Origin of the sequence: Polynucleobacter sp. AP-Capit-er-40B-B4 (assembly GCF_018882245.1) — a bacterium.
GTDB lineage: Bacteria > Pseudomonadota > Gammaproteobacteria > Burkholderiales > Burkholderiaceae > Polynucleobacter.
Map to the genome: position 1 here is coordinate 388,159 of NZ_JACVOV010000002.1, position 25,746 is coordinate 413,904.

Sequence of the window (25,746 nt, forward strand, 5' to 3'; positions counted from 1 at the left end):
CATGGAATTTTTCCGGATCAAAAAAGATATTCCCTTCATGCGCCATGCATTGGTGCTCAATGCGATTTCTTTAATTACTTTTTTAGCAGCAGTCTTTTTCCTTTGGCATAACGGCCTGCACCTCTCCATCGAATTTACAGGTGGTACGGTTATGGAGGTTAGTTATCCACAAACTGCGCCACTGGACTCCATTCGCTCAAAAGTTGAGAAGCTTGGTTACGCAGATACCCAAATTCAAAACTTTGGCAGTTCACGCGACGTAATGATTCGCCTGCCTTTACAAAAAGATGCTGAAGGCAAGCTGATTTCCTCTGCCGATCAAAGTACTGCAGTGATGCAGGTACTTGATCCTGCGGCAACCGGCGTAAAGCTCCAGCGCGTTGAATTTGTTGGACCGCAGGTTGGGCGTGAACTTGCAATAGATGGATTGATGGCATTGCTATTTGTGATTATTGGCATTGTGGTTTATCTCTCATTCCGCTTTGAGTGGAAATTTGCGGTTGCCGGCATCATCGCGAACTTGCATGACATTGTGATCATTTTGGGCTTCTTCGCATTTTTCCAATGGGAGTTCTCGCTATCTGTATTGGCGGCAGTGCTTGCAGTTCTGGGATACTCGGTAAACGAATCCGTGGTGATCTTTGACCGTATTCGCGAAAACTTCCGCAAATACCGCAAGATGAATACCCGTGAAATTATTGATAACGCAATCACTAGCACTATCAGCCGCACCGTAATTACCCACGGTAGTACGGAGATGATGGTTTTAGCAATGCTCATTTTCGGCGGCCCAACGCTGTTCTATTTCGCCTTAGCGCTGACTATTGGTATTTTGTTTGGTATTTACTCTTCAGTCTTCGTTGCTGCAGCACTAGCTATGTGGCTTGGTGTTACACGAGAAGATTTAGTGAAGGGTGATAAAAAGCCGGATGACAATGCTCGTAATGAAGATCCCAACTTCGGGGCACGGGTTTAAATCAGTAATTTAGTTTTTCATCAAGGGCAGCTACGATTCTATTAGTTGCACCTTGATGTTTCACTGAGTAGGTCTTAGCTGCTTCACTCATTTTCTTAAGCTCAGCAGTATTCAAGAGCAATTCTTTCAAAGATTCCATTAAAGCAATTGGCTCGGTCAAGAGAAGCTCTCCCATAATTCTTTTTGCCGCACCAATATCAATTGCATCTAAAGCTGCCTGCTGAAAGTTATAAGTGTGCTCACCCAATAACACAGGGCATCCAGCTGCGCAGGCTTCAATCAGGTTTTGACCTCCAAAAGGCAGCAGGCTTCCGCCCATTAATACCAAGTCAGAAGCGCTGTAATACATCTGCATCTCCCCCATGGAGTCACCCAGAACAATATCCAAGCCATCGCACTCACTCGGGATGTCTGGCCACTCGCTACGCTTACGGAACTTTAAGCCAGCGCTATTAATCTGATCGGCCACTTCAGTGAAACGTTCCGGATGGCGCGGCACCAAACATAACAAGGGAGTTGTGGGGAAGGCGTTACTTAACAGCAAATCATTCCAAGCTTTGAGAATGATGGCCTCCTCGCCATCACGGGTACTTGCAGCGCACACCATTAAGCGATTACCTGCGTGAATACCCTGCTGCCAAACTTTGCCTTGCTCTACGAGACCAGAATCCAATGGAACATCAAACTTGAGGTTGCCTACTATCTGCACATCCCTTACGCCCAAGCTGCGATAACGTTGCGCATCAAATTCAGTCTGAGCCAAGATACCTGCAAAGGCTTGAAATAATGCGCGCCCCGCTTTGCCAAAACGATTAACACGACGCGCGCTACGCTCTGATAAACGGGCATTAACCAGGAACAGAGGTAGGCCAATTTCTTTGCAGCGAAAGACAACGGTTGGCCAAGCTTCGGTCTCCATAAAAAGGCCAAGCTTTGGCTTAAAGGTCTTCAAGAAATGTTCTACGGCCCAACAAATGTCATAGGGCAAATAGACTTGTCGGATTTGCCCAGAGGCAATCTCTTTAGCGAATAACAGCTTACCAGTACGGCGTCCATTCAATGTCATATGAGTGAGGAGAATAGATTTGCCTCTAGCCAAATAAGCATCAATCAATGGTTGAGCAGCACGAGTCTCACCAACCGATACCGCATGAATCCAAATAGACTTTTGAGTAATAGGCTTACTGTAGCCAAAACCTAGACGCTCTGGAATGTGATGCAAATAAGAAAAGGCATGACGTGCTCGCCAAGCTAATCGAACAAATGCCAATGGCAATAAGAGATGCCACAACAATTGATAAACAGCAAACCAGATCCGGGGACGCGCCCCGTACTCTGAACTGGTAGTCAAACTCACTTTTTCAGACGTTCGGTCAACTCGACCGCCTTACCTAGATAAGAAGATGGGGTCATCTCTAATAGGCGTGCTTTTGCATCCTCAGGAATCTTCAAGCCACGAATAAAGGTTTGCAAATCGGCTTGATTAATGCCTTTGCCACGAGTTAATTCTTTTAACTGCTCGTAGGGATTCTCAATACCATAACGGCGCATGACAGTTTGGACTGGCTCAGCCAATACTTCCCAACATGCATCTAAGTCAGCAGCAATTGCAGCAAGATTCACTTCCAGCTTTCCAAGTCCACGTAGGGCGCTGTCATAAGCTAATACGCTATGGCCAAAGGCTGGGCCTAGATTTCGTAATACGGTGGAGTCAGTCAAGTCACGCTGCCAACGAGAGATCGGCAATTTTTCAGCGAGGTGTCGTAACAAGGCATTAGCAACACCCAAGTTACCCTCAGAATTTTCAAAGTCAATCGGGTTGACTTTGTGCGGCATAGTTGATGAGCCAATCTCGCCCGCCTTAGTGCGCTGCTTGAAATACCCAACGGAGATATAAGCCCAGAAGTCACGATCCATATCCAAAAGAATTGTATTGGCACGAGCGATCGCATCAAAGAGTTGAGCCATACCGTCGTGTGGCTCAATTTGAATGGTGTACGGATTAAAGGTTAAACCCAAGCGCTTTTCCACTACGTTCTTAGAGAAATTTTCCCAATCAAAATCAGGGTAAGCAGATAAGTGGGCGTTGTAGTTACCAACTGCGCCATTCATCTTGCCCAGCAAAGGCGCTGCGGCAATCGCATCAATCGCGCGCTCTAAACGTTTTGCAATATTCGCAATTTCTTTTCCAAGAGTACTTGGTGAAGCAGGTTGACCGTGGGTACGTGAGAGAAGCGGAACCTTGGCGTGCTCAAGAGCTAAGTCAATGAGAACAGAAAGTACTTTGCGAAGTTGTGGCAAAAGCACTTCATCACGCGCACCACGCAACATCAAACCATGTGAAGTGTTATTGATATCTTCAGAGGTGCAAGCAAAATGAATGAACTCACTAGCTTTAAGTAAATCAGGACGTCCAGCAACTTTTTCTTTTAAGAAATACTCAACCGCTTTTACGTCATGGTTAGTAACTGCCTCAATATCTTTAATACGCTGCGCATCCGCATCAGAAAAATTCTCAGGAAGAGATAGCAAAAATGCTTCGTCAGCAGCATTAATTTTTGGCACATCTGGCAAGCCAGCTGCAGCCAAAGCTAAAAGCCAATGAATTTCCACAAACACACGCTGGCGCATAAATGCCGCTTCAGAAAGCCAAGGACGCAAAGCGTCCAGTTTTCCAGCATAACGACCGTCTAGAGGGGAAAGAGCATTAAGGGTAGAAAGCGGCTGACTCACGAATATTGCCTTTGCATTGAAGATGTCAATAAAAGCTAATTTTAATGCGTTTGAGAGTCCAGCAAACCCCAAATAGGATGGCTATACTTGACCCCATGAAACTTATCGGATCCCTCACCAGCCCCTACGTACGTAAAGTACGCATTGTTTTTAACGAGAAAAAGGTCGATGTTGACCTGGAATTAGAGAATGTTTGGGCCGCAGACACCAAAATAGGCGCCACAAACCCCCTAGGGAAGGTTCCCTGCCTTATTTCTGACGATGGGGATGCTATCTACGACTCACGTGTGATCGCCGAGTATGCAGATGGCCTAAGCCCTGTCAGCAGGCTCATTCCTGCCGACAACCGGGAGCGCGCCACCGTTAAAACCTGGGAAGCCCTGGCTGACGGAATTATGGATGCCGGTATTTTGGCTCGTCTAGAGCGTACCTTGCGCCCAGCAGAGCAACAAAGCCAAACTTGGTACGACCGCCAAATGGGCAAGATCGATGCTGCCCTTCGCGAGATGTCCGAGCAGCTCGGTGAAAACCCATGGTGTCATGGCAATCAAATGACATTAGCGGATATCGCCGTAGGTTGTGCAATTGGATATTTGCTATTTCGCTTTCCTGAAGTGAAATGGCAAACGCAATATCCAAACCTAGCTCGCTTGCATCAGAAATTATTACAGCGTCCTTCATTTATTGAAACTGAACCGCCTGCTGCTTAATTAATTTACTACTTAAATAAAAAAGCCAATCAAAACTGATTGGCTTTTTTGTATCTGATGACGAAATTTATGCGGAAATAATTCCACCACCTAAACAAATTTCACCGTCATAGAGAACGGCTGATTGTCCGGGTGTTACTGCCCACTGCGCATCTGGAAAACTCAATTCAAAACTTTGCGCATCATTGCCGGCGATTAAGGTGCAAGCTGAATCAGCTTGACGATAACGCGTCTTAGCAGAATAATTTCCAGGTATTGGCGCTGCGCCAGATACCCAGCTAGCGTCCATTGCAGAAAGCTTGTGAGCCAATAGCCACGGGTGCTCGTGGCCCTGCGCTACATACAACGTATTGTTCGGAATATCTTTACGTGCTACATACCAAGCATCACCGTTACCATCTTGGCTGCCACCTAAACCAATACCTTTACGCTGCCCCAAAGTAAAGAACGCTAAACCCATATGCTCACCTACCGTCTTACCCTCTGGCGTTTTAATGGGGCCTGGTATACGAGGTAAATAGCGGTTTAAGAATTCTCTAAAAGGACGTTCGCCAATAAAACAAATTCCAGTGGAGTCTTTTTTCTTTGCATTGTGCAAGCCAATTTGCTCAGCAAGTTTTCTAACTTCCGTTTTAGGAATTTCACCAAGCGGGAACATCACATTCGCTAACTGCTGCTGTGTTAAACGATGCAAAAAATAACTTTGGTCTTTGCTAGCATCAACTGCTTTTAATAGCTGAACTTTCCCACCCTCATGACGCACGCGCGCATAGTGACCAGTGGCAATTGCATCAGCCCCTAAGCTCATAGCGTGGTCCAAGAATGCCTTGAACTTAATTTCGGCATTACATAAGACATCGGGATTGGGTGTTCGCCCTGCAGCGTATTCGCGCAAAAAATCGGCAAATACACGTTCACGGTATTCGGCAGCAAAATTGACTGCCTCAACATCAATACCGATCATATCGGCCACTGACACCACATCTAGCCAGTCCTGGCGAGCAGAACAGTACTCGTCGTTGTCATCGTCCTCCCAATTCTTCATGAATAGGCCAATAACTTCAAAACCTTGCTCCTTGAGCATCCAGGCGGCAACCGACGAATCTACCCCTCCAGACATGCCAATAACGACTTTCTTGGTCTGAGAGGAAGGGATTGCGGAAGAATTGAGCGGGATCATCAAAAAATGCGAGAATTCAATATAAGCTGACAGACCATATTGTAGAAGTCTTAGCCCGATTTCACAGGATTTTGGGCAAAAACCAAGCAAGCGGACTTAGGGGTAAGTAAATAGGTGCAATGAGGCCTATTTAACTAAAATAGATTTTTTGAAAAATTTTGCTTTTGGAGACATGCCATGCGCATAGGAGTGCCACTGGAAACAAGGCCTGGGGAAACTCGAGTAGCCGCCACACCAGAAACCGTTAAAAAACTCATTGGTCAAGGTCATACCGTCGTTATTCAGAAAGACGCTGGCGTAAAAGCCAGTCAACCTGACTCTGCGTATGAAACCGTTGGCGCGACTATTGGTAGTGCGACTGATGCATTTGGTGCTGAGATCGTTCTTAAAGTACGCGCTCCTGAAGCCGCCGAATTAAAACAAATTAAATCTGGCGCCGTGCTCCTTGGAATGCTCGATCCATTTGATAACGACATGATTGCTGCAATGGCGGCTCAAGGCGTCACTGCATTCTCATTAGAAGCTGCACCGCGTACAACACGCGCACAAAGCATGGACGTCTTATCTTCACAAGCAAATATTGCCGGATATAAAGCGGTCATGGTTGCTGCGAATGAATATCAACGCTTCATGCCAATGCTCATGACTGCCGCAGGAACTGTTAAAGCAGCCCGCGTACTCATCTTGGGTGCTGGTGTTGCTGGCTTGCAAGCTATTGCCACTGCAAAACGTCTTGGTGCAGTAATTGAAGCATCGGATGTTCGTCCTGCAGCTAAAGAACAAATTGAATCTCTAGGCGCCAAGTTTGTTGACGTTCCTTATGAGACTGATGAAGAGCGTGAAATTGCTCAAGGCGTTGGCGGCTATGCCCGCCCAATGCCTGAAGCCTGGATGAAGCGTCAGGCAGCCTTAGTTGCTGAACGCGCTCAACAAGCAGACATCGTCATTACTACTGCTTTGATTCCTGGGCGCAAACCTCCTGTCCTCCTGCATAGCGACACCGTGGCCAATATGAAGCCAGGCTCAATCGTGATCGACTTAGCTGCAGGTAAAGGTGATAACGGTTCAGGTAACTGCCCTTTAACTCAGGCGGATAAAGTCATTGATGTGAATGGTGTGAAGATTGTCGGCTACACAAATTTAGCCAGCATGGTAGCAGCGGATGCATCTGCACTCTACTCACGCAACTTGCTCGATTTCATGAAGCTGATTGTGGACAAAGAAGCGAAGTTGGTGATTCCAACTGATGACGATATCGTCACCGCTTGTTTAATGTGTCGCGATGGTCAAGCCATTCGCAAAAACTAACAGCACAAAATACTAAGGAAATATTATGGATCTCGCTGCCTTTCAAAGCATCCTCACCGTTCAAAACATTACCGTGTTTGTTTTGGCCATTTTTGTTGGCTATCACGTAGTTTGGAACGTTACCCCAGCATTGCATACACCTTTAATGGCGGTAACTAATGCAATCTCCGGCATCATCATCGTTGGCGCATTACTTCAAACTGAAGTAATCGGTGGCGATGAAATCACCCTAACCAGCATTATTGGTGCCGTTGCCGTATTCCTTGCCTCAATTAATATTTTTGGTGGCTTTATGGTCACCCGTCGCATGCTTGAAATGTTCAAGAAAAAGGCTCCTAAGGCTGATGCGGCTGGAACTAAATAAACCTAGAACAAGACCTATATAGAGACCAAAACTATGTCAAACATAACCGCTATTTCTTATCTCATTTCATCGGTGTTGTTCATCCTCGCATTGCGTGGTTTGTCTTCACCAACCACCTCACGCCAAGGTAATACCTTCGGCATGGTGGGTATGCTGCTTGCTGTGATCACGACATTCATGATCCCAGACTTTAAGCCTGTATTTTCATTAATCATTGCTGCAATCGTTGGTGGCGCCATTATTGGAACCATTGCTGCCAAGCGTGTGCAAATGACTAAGATGCCTGAGTTGGTAGCTTTGATGCACTCCTTTGTAGGTTTGTCAGCTGTATTGATCGCGATTGCCGCAGTCTTTAATCCAGCACATGACCACACGGGCGCACAAAAGATTGAACTCTTTATTGGCGCGTTTATTGGTGCCATTACCTTTACTGCATCGGTAATTGCATTCGGTAAGCTGTCTGGCAAGGTCAGCGGTAAACCAGTTACTTTTGCTGGTCAACATTTACTCAACCTTCTCTTAGCAATCACTATGGTTGGCGGCGGCGTAATGTACTTCATGACTGGTAGTCATGAAGCATTCCTAGTAATGTGTGCGGTTGCTCTAGTGTTGGGTGTAACTTTGATCATTCCTATCGGCGGTGCCGATATGCCAGTAGTTGTATCGATGCTCAACAGTTATTCTGGTTGGGCTGCAGCAGGTATTGGTTTCACCTTAAATAACCCTGTATTGATTATTGCCGGTGCTTGCGTAGGCTCTTCTGGCGCGATTCTTTCTTACATTATGTGTAAGGCGATGAACCGCTCTATCCTGGCAGTGTTGCTTGGCGGCTTTGGTGCCGAAGCTGCTGCAGGTGGTGGCGATGACGGCGGCCCTAAAAACTACAAAACAGGTTCACCTGAAGATGCAGCTTTCTTAATGGAAAACGCTGACACTGTGATCATTGTTCCCGGTTATGGCTTAGCGGTTGCTCGTGCTCAGCACGCATTGAAAGAATTAACTGAAAAGTTAACTCACCATGGTGTTACTGTGAAATACGCTATTCACCCAGTTGCCGGCCGTATGCCTGGTCACATGAACGTTCTCTTGGCCGAAGCGGAAGTGCCATACGATCAAGTGTTCGAGATGGAAGATATCAACAGTGATTTTGGTCAGGCTGACGTGGTCTTAGTACTTGGTGCTAACGACGTGGTTAACCCAGCAGCCCGGACTCCAGGCAGCCCAATCTTTGGTATGCCAATCCTGGAGGCGTTTAAAGCTAAAACCATTATCGTTAACAAGCGCTCAATGGCTGCTGGTTATGCTGGCTTAGACAATGAACTCTTCTACATGGATAAAACCATGATGGTCTTCGGGGATGCGAAGAAAGTCGTGGAAGATATGGTTAAGGCAGTTGAGTAATTCAACTCAGAATATCAAATAATTAACCGCCTTCGGGCGGTTTTTTATTACACTAAATACACTTCTTAATCTTATTACCCCATCTTACGAGAGCTTGCTATGCATTATTTCATGGAGAATCACCTCAATGTAGTGAAATATGCCCCCTACATATTCTTGGTATCCATTCTCATTTTTTTAGGCATAGGCTGGCTCTTTGGAAAATATCGCGTACGTACCTCAGACAAGGTAATTGTTCGAGACTCTTTAGCAGCAGCTATCTTTGGCTTATCTGCACTTGTTCTAGGCTTTACGTTTTCGAGCGCTAATGACCATTTTGATAACCGTATGAGCATCAATCGCGCTCAAGCAGATGCTATTACCCAAATCTATCAGTCCAGTAAGTATCTGAACACAGCAGACCAAAATGCAGTGCGGAATAATCTAAAAGAAATTCTTGCGGATCGTCTCGAGATTTACCAAGGTGTCCATTCATTTAAGGTCCTAAATGAAAATTTAGATCGCTTAGGTCAGAAGATAAATGAGTTCAATGAATTAATGATGTTGAGTATTCCTCGTGCACCGGCTAACACCAAAGATTTGGCCGATAAGATCTTGAGACCCCAATCAGATCACCTCATGGAGGTTTTCAAAAATGGCATGCTGAATGCTAGACACCATCCGCCCGCTATTCTTGAACGCTTTTTATTTACCCTACTAACGATTGGCGCGCTTTTAAGTGGCTATGCCATGGCCGTCAAAAATGAGGAGGATTGGTTTTTAACTGCCATTTACCTTGGGCTCATGGGTTTTGCGCTTTACGTCATTTTCGCCCTGGAGTTCCCAAACCAGCTATTTCCTTACGATGCCTTTAATGCTGACTTATTGCGGACTCAAAAACTAATGGAATAGTTGCGGCAATTATCTTCTTTGATAGCTGTTGGCCAAGTTATCCTGAAGCACATAGGCGACACCATTAGCAACTAAAGAGAGTGATTCATCAAGAACTCGACTGCGGTAAGTCCAGCCAGCTGGTAATTTGAGTTGCTGACTTAAAGTTGGCAAGTCTTTCTCGCTCAAACTGGCATTCACAATTTGTGAGTAGGACTGCATGACATACACATCTCCCGCTGGCGAAGTGAGTTCATAAACAGTGCTCCCAGCCCTATAAACAAAATTGGTTGTACGGGTAACTTCATTTGGGGTAAATTTTTTGCTACCGATGAATTGCTTTAATAAGCTAAGCTGTAATGTTGCCCTCAGATTCATCTCGATGCCACCAAACGATGACTTGATGTTATTCACTGTATTCCCCGCTGCCTGAATTTCATCCATCATCCAATAGCGTGGGCCATTTAATATGACAAACGAAGCATCGTAAGTTTTAGTAATTGACTCTTTAGTCAATGCATTCCATTGCGCTTCAGGGCAAAAATTGAGGCCTTGAGTATTAAAGACACTCACCTCAAGTCTGAGCCAATCTCGCTTACCAATCAGTACTTCGCAATAACGCTGATTACGCAGGTTTGATACGCTTTTTTCAAAGATTGGACTTATTTGTGTTGATGTTTGAGCGAAAGCTCCTCCTATAGTCAGCACAAGAGAGGTCGCCAGAAATGCAAATGATTTTTTCATGGGTTCACTGTACCAAATAAAAAACGCCCGGTCTTTTGAACCAGGCGTTTTTGTTTCTACAGCAAGCTAGCTGGAGGGCTAGAGCTATTACATCATGCCGCCCATGCCACCCATACCACCCATGCCACCCATATCAGGCATACCACCAGCACCAGATTCATCTTTTGGTGCTTCGGAGATTGCGCAATCGGTAGTCAACAAGAGGCCAGCAACAGAAGCTGCATTTACCAACGCAGTTTTAGTTACCTTAGTTGGGTCAATAACGCCTTGTGCAACGAGGTCACCGTATTCACCGGTAGCTGCGTTGTAGCCGTTATTGCCTTTGCTTGCTTGAACAGCATTCACAACCACGCCTGCGTCTTCACCAGCATTGCTAACGATAGTGCGCAATGGCTCTTGCATAGCGCGCAATACGATACTGATACCAGCATCTTGATCGGCATTGTCGCCCTTCAATCCTTTGATACCTTGCATTGCACGAATCAACGCTACGCCGCCGCCAGGAACGATACCTTCTTCAACAGCTGCACGAGTTGCATGCAATGCGTCGTCAACACGAGCTTTCTTCTCTTTCATTTCTACTTCAGTAGCAGCGCCAACACGAATCACTGCAACACCGCCAGCCAACTTGGCTACACGCTCTTGCAATTTCTCTTTATCGTAGTCGCTTGTCGCTTCTTCGATCTGAACACGAATGTTCTTCACGCGAGCTTCAATCGCTTTAGCATCGCCAGCACCGTCGATAATGATGGTGTTTTCTTTGCCCACTTCGATGCGCTTGGCTTGACCCAAGTGCTCAAGAGTTGTTTTCTCGAGTGTGAGGCCGATTTCTTCAGCGATTACTGTGCCGCCAGTCAAAATCGCGATGTCTTCCAACATGGCTTTACGACGATCACCGAAACCAGGGGCCTTAACAGCACAAGTTTTGATAATGCCGCGGATGTTGTTCACAACCAAAGTTGCTAAGGCTTCGCCTTCAACATCTTCTGCAATGATTAAGAGTGGACGACCAGATTTTGCTACTTGCTCTAGCACTGGGAGCAAGTCACGGATGTTGGCAATCTTCTTGTCAAACAAGAGAACGTATGGGCTTTCCAATACGGCAACTTGTTTTTCTGGCTGATTGATGAAGTATGGGGAGAGGTAGCCGCGGTCAAACTGCATACCTTCAACTACTTCAAGCTCGTCTTCCAAAGACTTACCATCTTCAACAGTGATAACGCCTTCTTTACCCACTTTTTCCATTGCTTCTGCGATGCGCTGACCAATACTGTGGTCGCTGTTTGCAGAGATAGAGCCTACTTGAGCGATTTCTTTAGTTGTTGTGCAAGGCTTGCTGATTTTTGCGAGCTCTTCGATTGCAGCTGTAACAGCCTTATCGATGCCACGCTTCAAGTCCATTGGGTTATGGCCTGAAACTACATATTTCATTCCTTCGCGAACGATTGACTGAGCCAAAACAGTAGCGGTAGTTGTACCGTCACCAGCGATGTCAGCGGTTTTGGAAGCAACTTCCTTAACCATTTGCGCGCCCATATTCTGGAGCTTATCTTTAAGTTCGATTTCTTTTGCAACAGATACACCGTCTTTAGTGATTGTTGGTCCACCGAATGAACGCTCGATCACCACGTTGCGACCTTTTGGTCCCAAAGTTGTTTTCACCGCATTAGCAAGAATGTTTACGCCTTCGACCATCTTGGTGCGGGCGCTATCTCCAAATACAACGTCTTTTGCTGCCATGATTAAATTCCTCTCTTAAATACCGAAATTACTTCTGTACAACAGCCATGATGTCGTCTTCACGCATCACGATGAGTTCTTCGCTGTCAACTTTTACTGTTTGACCTGCATATTTACCAAACAAAACGCGATCGCCAACTTTGACGTCAGGTGCGTTTAATTTGCCGCTGTCATCACGTTTGCCTGGGCCCACTGCCAAAACTTCACCTTGATCAGGTTTTTCTGCAGCAGCGTCAGGAATGATGATTCCGGAAGCAGTTTTTGATTCTTGATCTAAACGCTTGATGATTACGCGATCATGTAAGGGACGCAAATTCATCTCTTCTCCTATGTTAGTAAGTGTTAACTAATTTAAATAAACTATATAAATCAATGCTTTACAATCTCATTACACGGAGTTTTAGGGCAATCTACTGATAAATCACCTTTTTAGCACTCGCATGTAGGGAGTGCTGATTATATAGGTCCCATTCCCAGTATTTCAAGGGTGGATCACCATAAATTCTTTAAGGATTTGGCCTCTTTTTATAATATGGGCAGGCGAGTAGGTCTATTCCTACAGATAAATCAACCCAAAGCCCTTACCGCTCCAATCCGTCCTGCCTAGACTGGACAGTCACCGATTGGAGAATGCTGATGAGCCCGAAATCCCGGCTGTACACGCTTGTAAAGGCATGGAAGAACAAACCCTTCCACGAAGTAAGAGACGCCTGTGGCGACCCCTGGCTTGGCCTTAGTAGCCAAGCTCTTGAAGAACACCAATCCTGGTCCAAGCGACAAGCGATTAGCCATGAACCCATTTTTAACTGCAAGGGAACAAAACTGACGGGATCCTTATTCAGACCATTACTTGCCGCAACAGATATGCAGCTACTGCGCCTTTTTATGGAAGGTCTAGATACCGTTTCATACTGGTATCGCAGCGGTCGCTTTATTCCTGGAATCCTGCCAATGCCAAACCACACCCTAGCCTCAAGTAGCTATGTGGATGCAATGAGCGAATTGATTTTGAATTCACGTCTGCCAGTTGGCTTGGTAGCAATTGGCATTCAATCCGCTCCAGACTCTACCGCTGTTGATGCTTGCAAAGAAGGCTTGCTTCGCTTACGAAGACTGGGCGTCTTGCTGCATTTCTTAAATTTCTGCGGTAGTGCTGAAGAATTACATTGGATCACAGAGATGCAATTAGAAGGCGTGCACATTGATATGAGCAAACTTCGTGAGCATCATCTAGGAAGTGATGCGCTTTCTCAGTTAAGACAATCGCCTTACTCACCTACACAAATTTATGCGAGCAACATTGGCTTAGTAAAAGATTTAGAAAGTGCGTCAACCCTCATTGCAGACCACGCTTATGGGGGACTCATGATGGCGCCAGTCAGTCGTCATCAAATGCTTCAAATAAATGATAGCCGTATCGCTAAAGCCATTTTTTCGCTGCACCCTCATCAACACCCAAACCAAAACGGAGACAAGTAATGAGAAAACGCGTGATGTTGGTAGACGACCATCCAGCAATGCTGATGGCCCTTAAAAGTATGTTGCAAGACCAGCTGTTATTTGAGATTGCGGGACAAGCCCAAAATGGAGAGGAGTGCCTCAGATCCATGAAGGAAGTGAATCCCAATATGGTCATTCTAGATTTAGATATGCCCAAGACCGATGGATTTGATGTGATACGCCGTATCGGCCTCATGTACCCCGATGTCCGCATGTTGGTTCTCTCCAGCATGGATGAAGCTGTATATGGCGGTAGGGTACGCTCATTAGGTGGGCATGGGTTTGTCAATAAAACTGCAGGAGCAGATGTTATTTTGGCTGCCTGCGTAGCCATATCTCAAGGTTATAACTTTTTCACTCACGGCAAAAATGGCAATAGCTCATTAAGTGACAACGATAAGCTTGCATTGATTTCTGATCGTGAATTGCAGGTCATGAAATATCTTGGTAAAGGCAATACCAATCAACAAATATCTGACATGTTACATATCAGCAATAAGACAGTCGCCACCTACAAGACAAGAGTCTTTGACAAACTAGGAATTAATAATATTGCTGACCTGATCTTGTTCTGCCGCATGAACAACATTATCGAAAGCTAAAACAGCATGCGTCGATCTATCGCCCGCACTACTTTTTTCATCTTACTGAATGGGATCTTAAGTAATGCTTATGCCAATTTTCTAAGCCCTGTTGAGCAAAGATGGATCGATGCCCATCCTGTAGTGCGTTTTAGTATTCATGAAAAGTACGCACCTTATCTAGAATTCAATCAAAAGGGTGAGAGTGGCGTTTTTCACAGCATCTTAAGCAAGCTCAGTGAGCTTACTAAACAAGAATTTCTACCAAAGTGGCGTAAGAGTGATCAAGAAGGGTTACAACAACTTGCTAGCGGGGAAGTCGACTTCATTATTGATCCGCCAGCTCTTGATGATGATTACCTAAAATTTGGCTCCCTATCAGAGGCAATTTTTTGGGGTCATGATGTAATTCTGACAAAGCGCTCAGAAAGTAATGCGCCCATCGAACCAATCAATATTGCCTACTTCGATCGTGGCTATGAAAATCCTCCGTCGCCCACCCATCCGCAATCTAGAATTTCTAGTCACACTGAGGCATTAGTTTTTGATCTACTCAAAAATGAGATCAAAGCACTTGTCTTACCAGTTCGCCTGGCGCAACAAATCATTCAGAAAGTGAATGGCCAGCAATTGCAATTAAATGGCTTATATAGCCGAGAGCCTTTTGAATACCGCTGGCTAGTTACCCATCAGAACGAGGCTTTACATGCTGTTCTTGGTGGCTTTCTAAATAACTTAGACCCTATGGAATCGCGCAATCTATTTGACCTTCATTCCAGTGAATTCTGGGGGCACGATTCCAGGTCTAATTACCCGCAACTTAGCTGGCTATCAGCCTTGGCAGCCCTGTTGGGCGGAGCCTTGTTGCTTTGGTACATAAAAAGAAAAAATCAGCTACATACCCATCAAACCGAGAGACTCATGAACTCTAAAGAGCTTGCCGAAAAAGCAAATGCTGCGAAGTCATCGTTTCTAGCTACGATGAGCCATGAAATTCGTACGCCAATGAATGCGATTTTAGGAGTGCAAGAACTATTGCTAAACAGCCCACTCCCAAATAATGAAAAAGCATTACTCAAAAGCGCTCACTCATCGGCGGAGTCACTCCTAGGTATTCTTAATCAAGTTTTAGATCTTTCAAAAATTGAGGCGGGTAAGTTAACTCTCAATTTAGAACCTTGCTCCCTCAATACTCTTATCGACGATATCGATTCTGCATTTTCAACCGTTGCCCAGATCCAAAGCCTCACCCTTCACACATCCAAAGATCCTCGGATTGCCCAAGTATTAATGATTGATGCACTCCGGCTGCGGCAAATACTACAAAACCTCCTTAGTAATGCCATCAAATTTACTGAGCATGGAGAGATTTATTTCTCAGTTACCGTTTTGGCTGATGACCATGCGGGACAGTTGATTGAGTTCCGAGTGATTGATACCGGCGTAGGGATGGGAGCTGAGGATATTGAGATTGCATTGCAAGCATTCGAGCAAATTCCGGGCACGAGCGAACAACATAAGGGGACCGGTCTTGGGCTTACTATTACCAACCACCTAGTCACCTCAATGGGCAGTCAACTTTATTTTGATAGTGCCCCAGGATTTGGTAGCAATATTTATTTTTGCGTAGCATTTCCTCGGACCAGCGTTGCTGCATCCGGACAAGAGTCGACCAAAGGTAAGGCTCATGAGTCAAGAAGACTTGTTTCTAGATGTCCCGATAAATCCAATCGAACCTTGCGCGCCCTAGTAGTCGAGGACCATCCCGCTAGCAGGCAAATTATTTCCTTGCAATTAGAGGCGCTTGGAATTGAGGTAGCTGTTTGCGATAACGCGCATACCGCTCTAGATTTGATTGCCCAGACCCCTTTCGATCTCTTGTTAACTGATCAATCCATTCCGGGAATGCAAGGCTCAGAACTGGCTAAGCAAATTCGTGATCTAGGACATCGTGATCTTGTCATCATTGGTGTAACGGCAGATATTTATGCGCTAGATTCACGTCACCAGTTTTTTGCTGCCGGCATGAATAGCGTTCTGATCAAACCTCTCAGTCTTATGACTTTGGAAAATGAATTAACTCGCTATTTTTCTGTTCAGAAGATTGCTGAAAAAATCACCTCGGAATTTAGCGCCGAAGAATATTCATTTGATGCATTTGCAGGCCTGCTAAGAGATAACCCCAATCATATTTTGGTGATACTCGATGAGATCAAGAAAGTCCATGATGAATCTCTTGAGCTATTAGAAAGCAATCAATGTGATGAAGAGACTTTCAATGGTCTGGTTCATAAGGTCAAAGGTGGTGCACAACTGCTAAAAGCTAAATCATTTATTCAAGCCTGTGCCGAGCTCGAGCAAAAGGGCAGCCTGAGCCTTAGGATCAGTGCGTTTACTCAATTATTGGCGCAGCAAAATCAAGTGATTGCGAGCTATAAATCCAAATACCTTGAGCCCTAAGACTTGATTGAGGGACCCCTTCCAATAAGGTGGGTTTATCCTATGAGGAATGTACTCATATTTTCTTCGTTACCCGACTTTAATAGCGACCCTATTTTGGCTTGCCAGCTTCAGCGTCGGCGCTAATAATGCTGCTCCACTAGATATTCCAAAGCCAGTGTCTAGCAGTCTTGAGCGCAATCAAATCCCCAAAGATGCCATCAGCATCTCGGTAATAGAAATTGAGCCTGGGCGCCCAGGAAAGCTTGTTGCCAAAAATATACTGGGTTGGCGTCCTGAGGTTGCCATGAACCCAGCCTCAACGATGAAACTACTAACCACCCTAAGCGGTTTGGATATTTTGGGGCCGCAATATCGTTGGCGCACTAACATTTATACCGATGGCGTTATTCGTCAGGGAGTCTTGAAGGGTAATGTGTATTTACAAGGCACGGGTGATCCAAAACTCATCCCCGAAGAGCTCGCCAAGATGATGAAAGAACTACAGAATCTTGGAATTCAGAAAATCGACGGTAATTTATTTTTTGATCGCAGTGCCTATGCACCAAGCGTAATGGAACATAACACGATTGATGGAGAATCTTTACGCGCCTATAACGTTCCGCCAGATCCATTGCTGTACGCCTTTCGCACCCTCTCCTTTCAATTGGGTAAGTCACGCACTGCAGACTTTATTGATATCAACTACACCCCTGCTCTCTCCCAGCTCAAAGTGGTGAATCAAATGCAGTTAGTAGATCGTCCTTGCGATAACTGGAAAAGCAATATTGGCTTTAAATTGGACCCCGAAGGGATCGGCAATACTGACCAAGCCTTGACAGCCCAGTTTTCAGGCGCCTTTCCAAGCTCTTGCAAGGGCGTGAACTTCAACATCGTTGCTTTAGATGCCAATACCTTCTTAACGCAAGGCTTTGCAGCTGCCTGGGAGTTATCTGGTGGCACCTGGTCTAAGCCACCCGTTGGCAAGGATGGTAGCGTGCCGCTTGCAGCTCGTCTGTTGCTGCAATTTGAAGGCATCAAATTAGCCGATGATGTTTTAGACATCAATAAATATTCGAATAACGTAATGGCGCGTCAGGTTCTATTAACGCTTGCCCTAGAAAAAATGGGCAAGCCGGCAACTACCGCAAACGGTGATTTGGTAATTCAAAGCTGGCTCAAGCAAAACGGTTTGAATTTTATGGACTTGGTTATTGAAAATGGATCTGGGCTATCACGCAATGAAGCAATCTCTGCGGAGCAAATGAATCAACTTCTATTAACCGCTCGCAACCTTCCAGTAGCAGAAGTGTTCTATAACAGTCTCCCGATAGCAGGAACTGATGGCACCATGCGCAATCGTTTGTTAGGGCAACTTCGCAAGTTTTTACATCTCAAGAAAAAACCTGAGGCCAGAATCAAGACTGGCTCACTAGCAGATGTGCGTGCAATATCGGGTTACGTTTTGAGTAAATCTGGAAAGATGTACGCTGTGACTTCTTTTATTAACCACCCCAATGCCTGGAGAGGTCTTGAAGCCCACGATCAGCTACTGACGTGGCTATTAGAGGATGGCCCAGAACCAAAGCACGCCCGCTGAAGTCGATCCCTCACGCCGTCCCACTCCTCACCCGCTGGCGGCTCTGGAAACAAAATAAGATCCCAACCTTGCTGATCTAAATCACGTAACGAACGGTATAGGCGACTAGCAAATGCGGCACTATCACTTGGCACTTCGACTTCTTCAAAGTGAGCAGATGGGTGACCATCATCACCTAAGGAAGAGTCCGAATCCCACACCGCTACCGCAACACGAGATTTAATATCTGGAAATTCACTTAAGGCATCTAAGACGCGTCCTGGAGCATACAAGCGCAAAGGTGTAGTTGGGGCGTAATGGGCCTTGAGACTTCCAGACACCTTAGGAAGATCTTCTGTCAATTCATTTGCCTTTATCTCACCAGGCAGATACACCTTGATACCCGTTTTAGCGAAGATCTCGCTTGGTGTAATTGCACCTGGTCTAAGAAGTATCGCTTTATCGCCTGAGGACAAATCAATAATAGTTGACTCAATCCCTACCTCGCAATCGCCTCCATCTAAGATCATTAAATCGAGCATGCCTTCAAATTCATGACGAACATCTGCAGCGCTGGTTGGTGAAACCTTGCCAAAACGATTAGCTGATGGCGCTACAACGCCACCTTTAAATTTACGTAATAGCTCTTGAGCAATGGGGTGTGACGGTGCACGAATTGCTACCGTATCTTGACCACCAGTCAAATCCGTCAATACGCTTTTATCTTTCTTAAAGACCAGCGTTAGCGGTCCCGGCCAAAATGCATTGATTAGCTTTAAGGCCTCTTCTGATACATCTCTTGCCCAATTAGCTAGTATCGGCATCCAATCTACTTGAGTCTGATCAAACCTATCCGGTGCAGCAAGGTGAACAATTAATGGATGGTTCGAAGGGCGACCCTTGGCGGTAAAGATCTTTTTAATAGCCTCAGCATTTTTAGCATCCGCGCCCAATCCATAAACAGTCTCAGTCGGAAAGGCGACTAAACCACCATCACGCAATGTTTGTACTGCCTCGTTAATTACTGCAGAAGATTGCAGGCTACTGTCGCTGGACATTTCTAGGGCTCGATACCTAATTCAGTAGCAACGGCCGCGCAGTTTTGGCGCGCTTCATTGAGAGCTTCGCCTAGGCAATTGATGTGGCCCATTTTTCTACCCATGCGAGGCTCAGACTTGCCATACAAATGCAATTTAGCATCGGGATGAGCCAGCACTTGATTCCAAGCAGGTTCTTTTGGTTGATCCTCACTACCTTCAAACCAAAGATCACCCAATAAATTCAGCATTGATACCGGCGCTAGCTGACGTGTATCACCTAAAGGTAGGCGAGCCATTGCTCTCACCTGTTGCTCAAATTGACTGCTAACACAAGCATCCATCGTGTAGTGGCCAGAGTTATGGGGGCGAGGAGCGATTTCATTCGCGACAATATCGCCATTCTTGAGAACAAAGAATTCAACACAAAGGACGCCTACGTAATCAATCTTTCGAATGAGTGCCTTTGCCGCTTCCACAATCTTTTTCTCTTGTGCGGGCTTTAGTGATGGCGCTGGCACAGTAGAGGTGTGCAAAATTCCATCGCGGTGAATGTTTTGTGAAACTGGATAAGCAACTACTGCATCATCGTATCCGCGCACAACTAAGGCCGACACTTCAAAATCCAAATCCATGCGCTTTTCTAATACACAAGGAACCTTACCTAATTCCGCCCAAGCCGCTGGTAAATCGGCGACTGCATAAACTGTAATTTGACCTTTACCGTCATAGCCCATGCGAGCTGTCTTTAATATTCCAGGAAATAAATCGGTTGGGATATGAGCAATATCAGCATCATGTTCAACAACGGCGTATGGTGCTGGGCCGATATTCGTTTCAGATTTCCAGGTGGCTAGAAACTTTTTCTCAGCCACTCGATTTTGTGCCAAAGAAACGCAACTGCTGCGTGGCGCAACAAATACACCCAGAGCTTCCAACTCATCTAATGCCTGCGCTGGAACATTCTCAAACTCAGTGCTGACTGACGGGCAAAGAGCGGCCATTTCTTTTAAGGCAGCAGAGTCGGTGTAATCAGCTTGAATAAATTTTTCTGCAATAGAGCCTGCAGGGCTATCAGAACCAGGATCTAAAACACAAACCTTGTAGCCCATCGCTTGAGCGGCTTGCGTGAACATCCGCCCCAATTGACCGCCGCCTAAAATTCCTAAATATGAACCCGGCAAAATGGGTTCCATACGATCTGCCATGTAATTAATATCCCGGCAAATTCATTGAACGTGCTGTATCTGACTGCTTCACACGGAAATCTTCTAAACGCTTAGCTAACTCCGCATCATGCAAGGCCAAACCAGCAATAACATGCAGGGCGGCATTAGCTGCACCAGCCTCACCAATCGCAAAAGTAGCAACCGGAATGCCTTTGGGCATCTGCACGATTGAATATAAAGAATCTTCGCCACGTAAATACTTACTGGCTACTGGAACACCATAAACTGGAACAATTGTTTTAGATGCAAGCATGCCTGGTAGATGCGCTGCACCACCTGCGCCAGCAATAATGGCTTGCAAGCCATTGGCTTGTGCTTTTTCAGCGTACTGAAACATATCGTCTGGCATGCGGTGTGCGGACAGCACTTTAGCTTCATGAGCGATACCAAATTGCTCAAGCATTTGAGCAGCGTGCTGCATGGTGTCCCAATCTGAATTGGATCCCATTACTATTCCGACAATTGGCTTCTTGCTCATTTACCTCTCCAAATACCTTTAATTTTTCCCAAGGCTCTTATTATCCCTGAGTTAACCCTGCTCAGTTAGCCTGGTTAAGGCTTCGCGATACTTTTGCGCAGTCTTTTCAATGACATCTGCCGGCAATTGCGGTGCTGGGGCTGTTTTAGGCCACAGCTTGCCATCTACCATCGCTGTTTCCAACCAGTCGCGGACAAACTGCTTGTCATAAGAAGGTGGGTTTGAGCCAACATAGTAGGTCTCAGCCGGCCAGAATCGGGAGGAGTCAGCAGTGAGGATCTCGTCCATCAACACCAATTGACCATTAGTATCTAAGCCAAACTCAAATTTGGTGTCGGCAATGATGATGCCGCGAGTCGCTGCATACTCAGAAGCTTCTTTATATAAACGAATACTCACTTCACGAATTTGATTGGCTAATTTTTCACCAATAAGCTCAACAACTTTTTCAAATGAAATATTTTCATCGTGCTGACCAAATTCTGCTTTTGCTGCTGGAGTAAAAATAGGCTCAGGTAATTTTTGAGCATTTTCTAAACCTGCTGGCAATGCAATTCCGCAAACCTTGCCGGTTTCTTTATAGTCTTTCCATCCACTACCAGCCAAATAGCCACGTACCACAGCTTCAACCAAAATGGGTTTCAGGCGTTTAGCAACAACTGCGCGGCCCTTAACTTGACTGACTTCATCGGCAGCCACAACAGTGGCTGGATCAATACCTGTTAAATGATTTGGGATAACAGAAGCTAACTTATCAAACCAAAAATTCGCCATTTGATTGAGAACCACACCCTTCTCAGGGATGGGTTCACCCATCACCACATCAAACGCAGAGAGGCGATCAGTCGTAATCATCAATAACTTGTCATCGTCTAGCGCGTAGACATCACGTACCTTGCCTTTAGAAAGCAAAGGCAATGACTTAATAGAAGTTGCGTATAAAGCGGCCATATTTAAATCACTTCACAATTTGAGTTAATTTGCCGCTCTTATATAGCTCAGCCATCTTCTCTAAAGAGATCGGCTTAATTTTAGATGCTTGCCCAGCAGAACCAAAGGCTTGGAAGCGTGCAATACATACTTTCTTAGCGGCTTCACGGGCTGGCTTTAAATAATCACGTGGATCAAACTTAGATGGGTTCTCAATAAAGTAACGGCGGATTGCACCAGTCATTGCCAAACGAATATCGGTATCAATGTTGATCTTACGAACACCATTCTTAATGCCCTCTTGAATCTCTTCAACAGGAACGCCGTAAGTTTCTTTCATATCGCCACCAAACTCACGAATCTCAGCAAGCAACTCTTGCGGAACGCTAGAAGAGCCGTGCATCACCAAATGAGTATTCGGAATACGCGCATGAATTTCTTTAATGCGATCGATTGCCAAAATATCGCCTGTAGGCTTCTTGCTGAACTTGTATGCACCATGGCTGGTGCCAATCGCAATTGCCAAAGCATCGCACTGAGTTGCCTTCACAAAATCTGCTGCTTGTTCAACGTCAGTCAGCAACTGTTCACGAGTCATTTTGCCGTCAGCACCATGACCATCTTCTTTGTCGCCCTGCATTGTCTCGAGTGAGCCCAATACACCCAACTCTGCCTCGACAGTAACTCCAATGGAGTGTGAGAACTTCACCACCTCTTTGGAGACGTCTACGTTGTATTCATAGCTAGCAACTGTTTTGCCGTCAGCCTCTAATGAACCATCCATCATCACGCTCGTAAAGCCGCTCTTAATGGCTGCCATACAAACTGCAGGGCTTTGACCGTGGTCTTGGTGCATTACTACTGGAATATGTGGATAAGCCTCAACTGCGGCAGAGATTAAGTGGCGTAAGAACGCTTCGCCTGCGTATTTACGGGCGCCTGCAGATGCTTGCATGATGACTGGAGAATCAGCCTCATTTGCCGCTTCCATAATTGCTGTCACTTGCTCTAAGTTGTTGACGTTAAATGCTGGTAGGCCATAACCATTTTCAGCAGCGTGATCCAAGAGTTGTCTTAAAGATACTAAAGCCATGATGTTCTCTTAATAAATAGTAATTAGGTTTAAAAATAAATCGTTTGGTTAAAGATGCAAATTACTTCACATGAATAATTTTGAGGGTATTGGTTCCACCAGGCTCGCCCATTGGCTCGCCGGAAGTCAGTACAACGGTATCGCCTTTTTTGACCGCACCCACTTTTTTCAAGCATGCCTCTACCTCTTGTAATGCAGTATCACGATCTTTGGTGTAATCCAGACCAATTGGAGTGACATTACGATAGGTACTCAATGCTCGTTGCGTAGCAATCTTAGAGGTCAACGCAAAAATAGGCACATGAATATTGTGACGACTCATCCAAATCGCAGTTGATCCTGAATCAGTCAAAGCTGCGATGGCATCCGCGTTTAAATGATGTGCCGTGAAAAGAGCTCCAAGCGCAATCGTTTGATCAATGCGGGTGAAGGTTTGATCTAAAAAGTCGGTATCGAGCTTCACGCGATCTGACTTCTCGGCCTCCACACAAATTTCTGCCATTGCTTTAATGGTCTGTACTGGATACATGCCTGCAGCAGATTCAGCAGATAACATCACCGCATCAGTGCCATCCAACACTGCATTCGCAACGTCGCTTACCTCTGCGCGCGTTGGAACTGGGGCGTTAATCATGGACTCCATCATCTGCGTAGCGGTAATCGTAAATTTATCCGCCTCACGCGCCCAAGCAATCATGCGTTTTTGGAGAGCAGGCACAGCAGCATTGCCGACTTCAATTGCTAAATCACCGCGCGCAACCATAATTCCGTCGCTTTCAGCAATGATACTTTTGAGTGCCTCTGGTTCAATGGCTTCGGCACGCTCCACCTTAGCAATCGTTCTCACCTTGCCAACACCATACTTAGCGCTAGCAGCATCTGCCAGCTTACGGGCGTAAGCCATGTCAGCGCCATCTTTTGGAAAGCTGATTGCCAAGAAATCTACGCCCATCGCGATAGCTGCATCTAAGTCAGCGATATCTTTTTCAGTCAGAGCAGGAGCAGTTAAGCCACCACCAGCACGATTAATGCCCTTGTTATTAGAGAGAGGTCCACCTTGCTCAACAACGGTAAAAATCTCCCCGCCTTTAACGCTCTCAACGGTAAGAACAACTAAGCCGTCGTTCAACAAAAGGCGATCGCCTGGCTTTACATCGCCTGGTAATTCTTTGTAGTCAAGACCAACTTTGGTTTGATCACCAAGCTCACAAGCTACATCAAGAGTAAATTTGTCACCCTCTTTGAGCAAAATTTTATTTTCTGCAAACTTTCCAACACGGATTTTTGGGCCTTGTAAGTCAGCCATGATGCCGACTTCTTTGCCAGCTTCCGCAGAGATGGTTCGCACTAAATCATGGCGCGCTTTATGGTCTGCCACAGTACCGTGAGAGAAATTCATCCGCACCACATCGACGCCGGCGCGAATCATGTCACGCAACACTTCAGGCTTTTCTGAGGCAGGCCCTAGGGTTGCAATGATCTTTGTTGCTCTCAACATATTTAGTCTTTCGCTCTTTCAGCAAGTACTGCAAAGGCTGGCAAGGTTTTACCTTCAAGAAACTCCAAGAAGGCACCGCCGCCAGTAGAGATGTAATCCACTTGATTCTCAATACCGTACTTCGCGATCGCCGCCAAAGTATCGCCCCCACCAGCAATTGAGAAAGCTGGTGAATGTGCAATAGCTGCAGCTAACATTTTGGTGCCACCACCAAACTGATCAATTTCAAATACGCCCAAAGGGCCATTCCAAACAATCGTGCCTGCATGAGCGAGCATGATTGATAAACGGGCTGCAGTCTTTGGACCAATATCTAAAATCATGTCATCTTCCGCCACCTGGTCTGAAGGAACACGGTTTGCGCGGGCCAATGGAGACAATTCATTCGCAACAACAACATCTTCCGGAATGGGTACATGGGCACCACGCTTTTCCATGATCTCCATGATCTCTCTGGCTTCATCAACTAAATCAGGTTCAGCTAGCGACTTACCAATAGGCAAACCTTTGGCTAACATGAAGGTATTTGCTATACCGCCGCCAACAATCAACTCATCCACTTTTTCTGACAAAGCTTTAAGAATGGTGAGCTTAGAGGAAACTTTAGAGCCTGCTACGATCGCCACCAAAGGACGCTTAGGACTTGCTAGTGCACGACTCAGTGCATCTAACTCAGCGGCCATCAAAGGACCAGCACAAGCTATAGGGGCAAACTTCGCTACGCCATGAGTAGTTGCTTCTGCGCGATGAGCGGTTCCAAATGCATCATTGACATAGACATCACACAATGCAGCAATCTTTTTTGCCAACTCGTCGTTGTTCTTTTTTTCGCCAACATTCAGACGACAGTTCTCTAGTAATACCAGCTCACCTGGATTTACCTCGAAGCCGCCATTCACCCAATCGCTGATTAAAGGAACTTTGCGATTCAACAAACTCGCAATTCTGTCAGCAACAGGAGCCAAACTATCTTCTGGCTTGAATTCACCTTCAGTTGGGCGCCCCAAATGTGAAGTCACCATTACCGCTGCCCCAGCATCCAAACACATCTGCACAGCAGGCATTGATGCCCGAATTCGAGTGTCTTCAGTAATATTTCCAGCCTCGTCCTGAGGGACATTCAGGTCGGCACGGATTAAAACCCGCTTACCCTTTAATTGACCTGATTGGGCTAATTCGCTTAAACGCTTAACTTTAAATAAGGATTCCGGCATGAGTTTGGGTAAAAAAAGATGATTTGTGGGGAATACTCCATTCTAAAGGCTCCGACCCATTTACCCTAAGGATCCAAGCCGACAGACTGCCCTGCCTGCTCTACAATAAGGACTTAAATGCATTCTGGGCTGAAAGACCAAT

At 45.8% G+C, this 25,746-nt stretch carries 23 protein-coding genes; 10 read left to right on the forward strand and 13 right to left on the reverse strand.

Annotated elements, in window-relative coordinates; translation table 11 throughout:
- The first annotated feature begins 1 nt into the window (after position 1).
- The gene (secF, locus tag ICN19_RS06925; RefSeq protein WP_216246477.1) at positions 2–976 is read left to right on the forward strand and encodes a protein translocase subunit SecF; all 975 of its coding nucleotides are present in this window, start codon (positions 2–4) and stop codon (positions 974–976) included.
- A 1-nt stretch (position 977) separates the two neighbouring features.
- Here the strand turns inward: secF and ICN19_RS06930 are convergent, their stop codons facing one another.
- Both ICN19_RS06930 and purB read right to left on the reverse strand, forming a co-directional pair.
- Positions 978–2,333: a 3-deoxy-D-manno-octulosonic acid transferase gene (locus ICN19_RS06930; RefSeq protein ID WP_370625163.1), complete on the reverse strand. Its 1,356-nt coding sequence runs from the start codon at positions 2,331–2,333 to the stop codon at positions 978–980.
- Positions 2,330–3,709, reverse strand: a complete 1,380-nt coding sequence (purB, locus tag ICN19_RS06935; protein ID WP_216246479.1) for an adenylosuccinate lyase — start codon at positions 3,707–3,709, stop codon at positions 2,330–2,332. Before purB ends, ICN19_RS06930 begins: the two co-directional genes overlap by 4 nt.
- Before the next feature lie 95 nt (positions 3,710–3,804).
- On the opposite strand from purB, the gene ICN19_RS06940 reads away from it, so the two are divergent.
- Positions 3,805–4,419, forward strand: a complete 615-nt coding sequence (locus ICN19_RS06940) for a glutathione S-transferase (RefSeq protein ID WP_216246481.1) — start codon at positions 3,805–3,807, stop codon at positions 4,417–4,419.
- A 67-nt stretch (positions 4,420–4,486) separates the two neighbouring features.
- On the opposite strand, the gene mnmA is transcribed toward ICN19_RS06940, so the two are convergent.
- Positions 4,487–5,599, reverse strand: a complete 1,113-nt coding sequence (gene mnmA / locus ICN19_RS06945; protein WP_216246482.1) for a tRNA 2-thiouridine(34) synthase MnmA — start codon at positions 5,597–5,599, stop codon at positions 4,487–4,489.
- Between the two features lie 177 nt (positions 5,600–5,776).
- Between mnmA and ICN19_RS06950 the strand changes: the two genes are divergently transcribed.
- The 4 genes from ICN19_RS06950 (at position 5,777) to ICN19_RS06965 (ending at position 9,563) form a co-directional block, all read left to right on the forward strand.
- Positions 5,777–6,907 carry a Re/Si-specific NAD(P)(+) transhydrogenase subunit alpha gene (locus ICN19_RS06950; RefSeq protein WP_216246492.1) on the forward strand — a complete coding sequence of 377 codons (1,131 nt, stop codon included), beginning with the start codon at positions 5,777–5,779 and terminating at the stop codon, positions 6,905–6,907.
- A gap of 25 nt (positions 6,908–6,932) precedes the next feature.
- Positions 6,933–7,271, forward strand: coding sequence for a proton-translocating transhydrogenase family protein (locus tag ICN19_RS06955; protein WP_011903634.1), 339 nt, complete (start codon positions 6,933–6,935; stop codon positions 7,269–7,271).
- A 33-nt stretch (positions 7,272–7,304) separates the two neighbouring features.
- Positions 7,305–8,672, forward strand: a complete 1,368-nt coding sequence (locus ICN19_RS06960) for an NAD(P)(+) transhydrogenase (Re/Si-specific) subunit beta (RefSeq protein ID WP_216246494.1) — start codon at positions 7,305–7,307, stop codon at positions 8,670–8,672.
- A 99-nt stretch (positions 8,673–8,771) separates the two neighbouring features.
- The gene (locus ICN19_RS06965) at positions 8,772–9,563 is read left to right on the forward strand and encodes a hypothetical protein (protein WP_216246496.1); all 792 of its coding nucleotides are present in this window, start codon (positions 8,772–8,774) and stop codon (positions 9,561–9,563) included.
- Between the two features lie 9 nt (positions 9,564–9,572).
- Here the strand turns inward: ICN19_RS06965 and ICN19_RS06970 are convergent, their stop codons facing one another.
- The 3 genes from ICN19_RS06970 to ICN19_RS06980 form a co-directional block, all read right to left on the reverse strand.
- Positions 9,573–10,286 carry a hypothetical protein gene (locus tag ICN19_RS06970; RefSeq protein WP_216246498.1) on the reverse strand — a complete coding sequence of 238 codons (714 nt, stop codon included), beginning with the start codon at positions 10,284–10,286 and terminating at the stop codon, positions 9,573–9,575.
- An 87-nt stretch (positions 10,287–10,373) separates the two neighbouring features.
- Positions 10,374–12,026 carry a chaperonin GroEL gene (groL, locus tag ICN19_RS06975; RefSeq protein WP_216212525.1) on the reverse strand — a complete coding sequence of 551 codons (1,653 nt, stop codon included), beginning with the start codon at positions 12,024–12,026 and terminating at the stop codon, positions 10,374–10,376.
- Between the two features lie 28 nt (positions 12,027–12,054).
- A complete protein-coding gene (locus tag ICN19_RS06980) occupies positions 12,055–12,345 on the reverse strand; it encodes a co-chaperone GroES (RefSeq protein WP_072582790.1) in 291 nt (96 codons plus the stop codon).
- 317 nt (positions 12,346–12,662) lie between these two features.
- Between ICN19_RS06980 and ICN19_RS06985 the strand changes: the two genes are divergently transcribed.
- From ICN19_RS06985 to dacB, 4 genes are read left to right on the forward strand one after another with little or no spacing between them, the layout of a single operon-like run.
- Complete coding sequence (locus ICN19_RS06985) at positions 12,663–13,505, forward strand: diguanylate phosphodiesterase (RefSeq protein WP_216246506.1); 843 nt, start codon at positions 12,663–12,665, stop codon at positions 13,503–13,505.
- The gene (locus tag ICN19_RS06990) at positions 13,505–14,128 is read left to right on the forward strand and encodes a response regulator transcription factor (protein WP_215347694.1); all 624 of its coding nucleotides are present in this window, start codon (positions 13,505–13,507) and stop codon (positions 14,126–14,128) included. Before ICN19_RS06985 ends, ICN19_RS06990 begins: the two co-directional genes overlap by 1 nt.
- A 6-nt stretch (positions 14,129–14,134) precedes the next feature.
- Positions 14,135–16,567 (forward strand): ATP-binding protein, encoded by a 2,433-nt coding sequence (locus ICN19_RS06995; RefSeq protein ID WP_216246508.1) that lies wholly within the window; start codon positions 14,135–14,137, stop codon positions 16,565–16,567.
- 49 nt (positions 16,568–16,616) lie between these two features.
- Complete coding sequence (gene dacB, locus ICN19_RS07000) at positions 16,617–18,146, forward strand: D-alanyl-D-alanine carboxypeptidase/D-alanyl-D-alanine-endopeptidase (protein ID WP_216246518.1); 1,530 nt, start codon at positions 16,617–16,619, stop codon at positions 18,144–18,146.
- Here dacB and ICN19_RS07005 read toward each other — a convergent pair.
- The 7 genes from ICN19_RS07005 to ICN19_RS07035 form a co-directional block, all read right to left on the reverse strand.
- On the reverse strand, positions 18,092–19,183 hold the full coding sequence (locus ICN19_RS07005; RefSeq protein ID WP_216246529.1) for an L-threonylcarbamoyladenylate synthase: 1,092 nt from the start codon (positions 19,181–19,183) through the stop codon (positions 18,092–18,094). The genes dacB and ICN19_RS07005 overlap by 55 nt on opposite strands.
- Positions 19,184–19,185: 2 nt before the next feature.
- Complete coding sequence (locus tag ICN19_RS07010; RefSeq protein WP_216246531.1) at positions 19,186–20,370, reverse strand: 5-(carboxyamino)imidazole ribonucleotide synthase; 1,185 nt, start codon at positions 20,368–20,370, stop codon at positions 19,186–19,188.
- Positions 20,371–20,374: 4 nt separating this feature from the next.
- A complete protein-coding gene (gene purE / locus ICN19_RS07015) occupies positions 20,375–20,869 on the reverse strand; it encodes a 5-(carboxyamino)imidazole ribonucleotide mutase (protein WP_216246533.1) in 495 nt (164 codons plus the stop codon).
- A 51-nt stretch (positions 20,870–20,920) separates the two neighbouring features.
- Positions 20,921–21,820 (reverse strand): phosphoribosylaminoimidazolesuccinocarboxamide synthase, encoded by a 900-nt coding sequence (locus ICN19_RS07020; protein WP_216246535.1) that lies wholly within the window; start codon positions 21,818–21,820, stop codon positions 20,921–20,923.
- A gap of 7 nt (positions 21,821–21,827) precedes the next feature.
- Positions 21,828–22,892, reverse strand: a complete 1,065-nt coding sequence (fba, locus tag ICN19_RS07025; protein ID WP_215347708.1) for a class II fructose-bisphosphate aldolase — start codon at positions 22,890–22,892, stop codon at positions 21,828–21,830.
- Between the two features lie 61 nt (positions 22,893–22,953).
- Positions 22,954–24,390 (reverse strand): pyruvate kinase, encoded by a 1,437-nt coding sequence (pyk, locus tag ICN19_RS07030; protein ID WP_216246537.1) that lies wholly within the window; start codon positions 24,388–24,390, stop codon positions 22,954–22,956.
- 2 nt (positions 24,391–24,392) lie between these two features.
- On the reverse strand, positions 24,393–25,604 hold the full coding sequence (locus tag ICN19_RS07035; protein WP_216246538.1) for a phosphoglycerate kinase: 1,212 nt from the start codon (positions 25,602–25,604) through the stop codon (positions 24,393–24,395).
- Positions 25,605–25,746 lie beyond the last annotated feature (142 nt).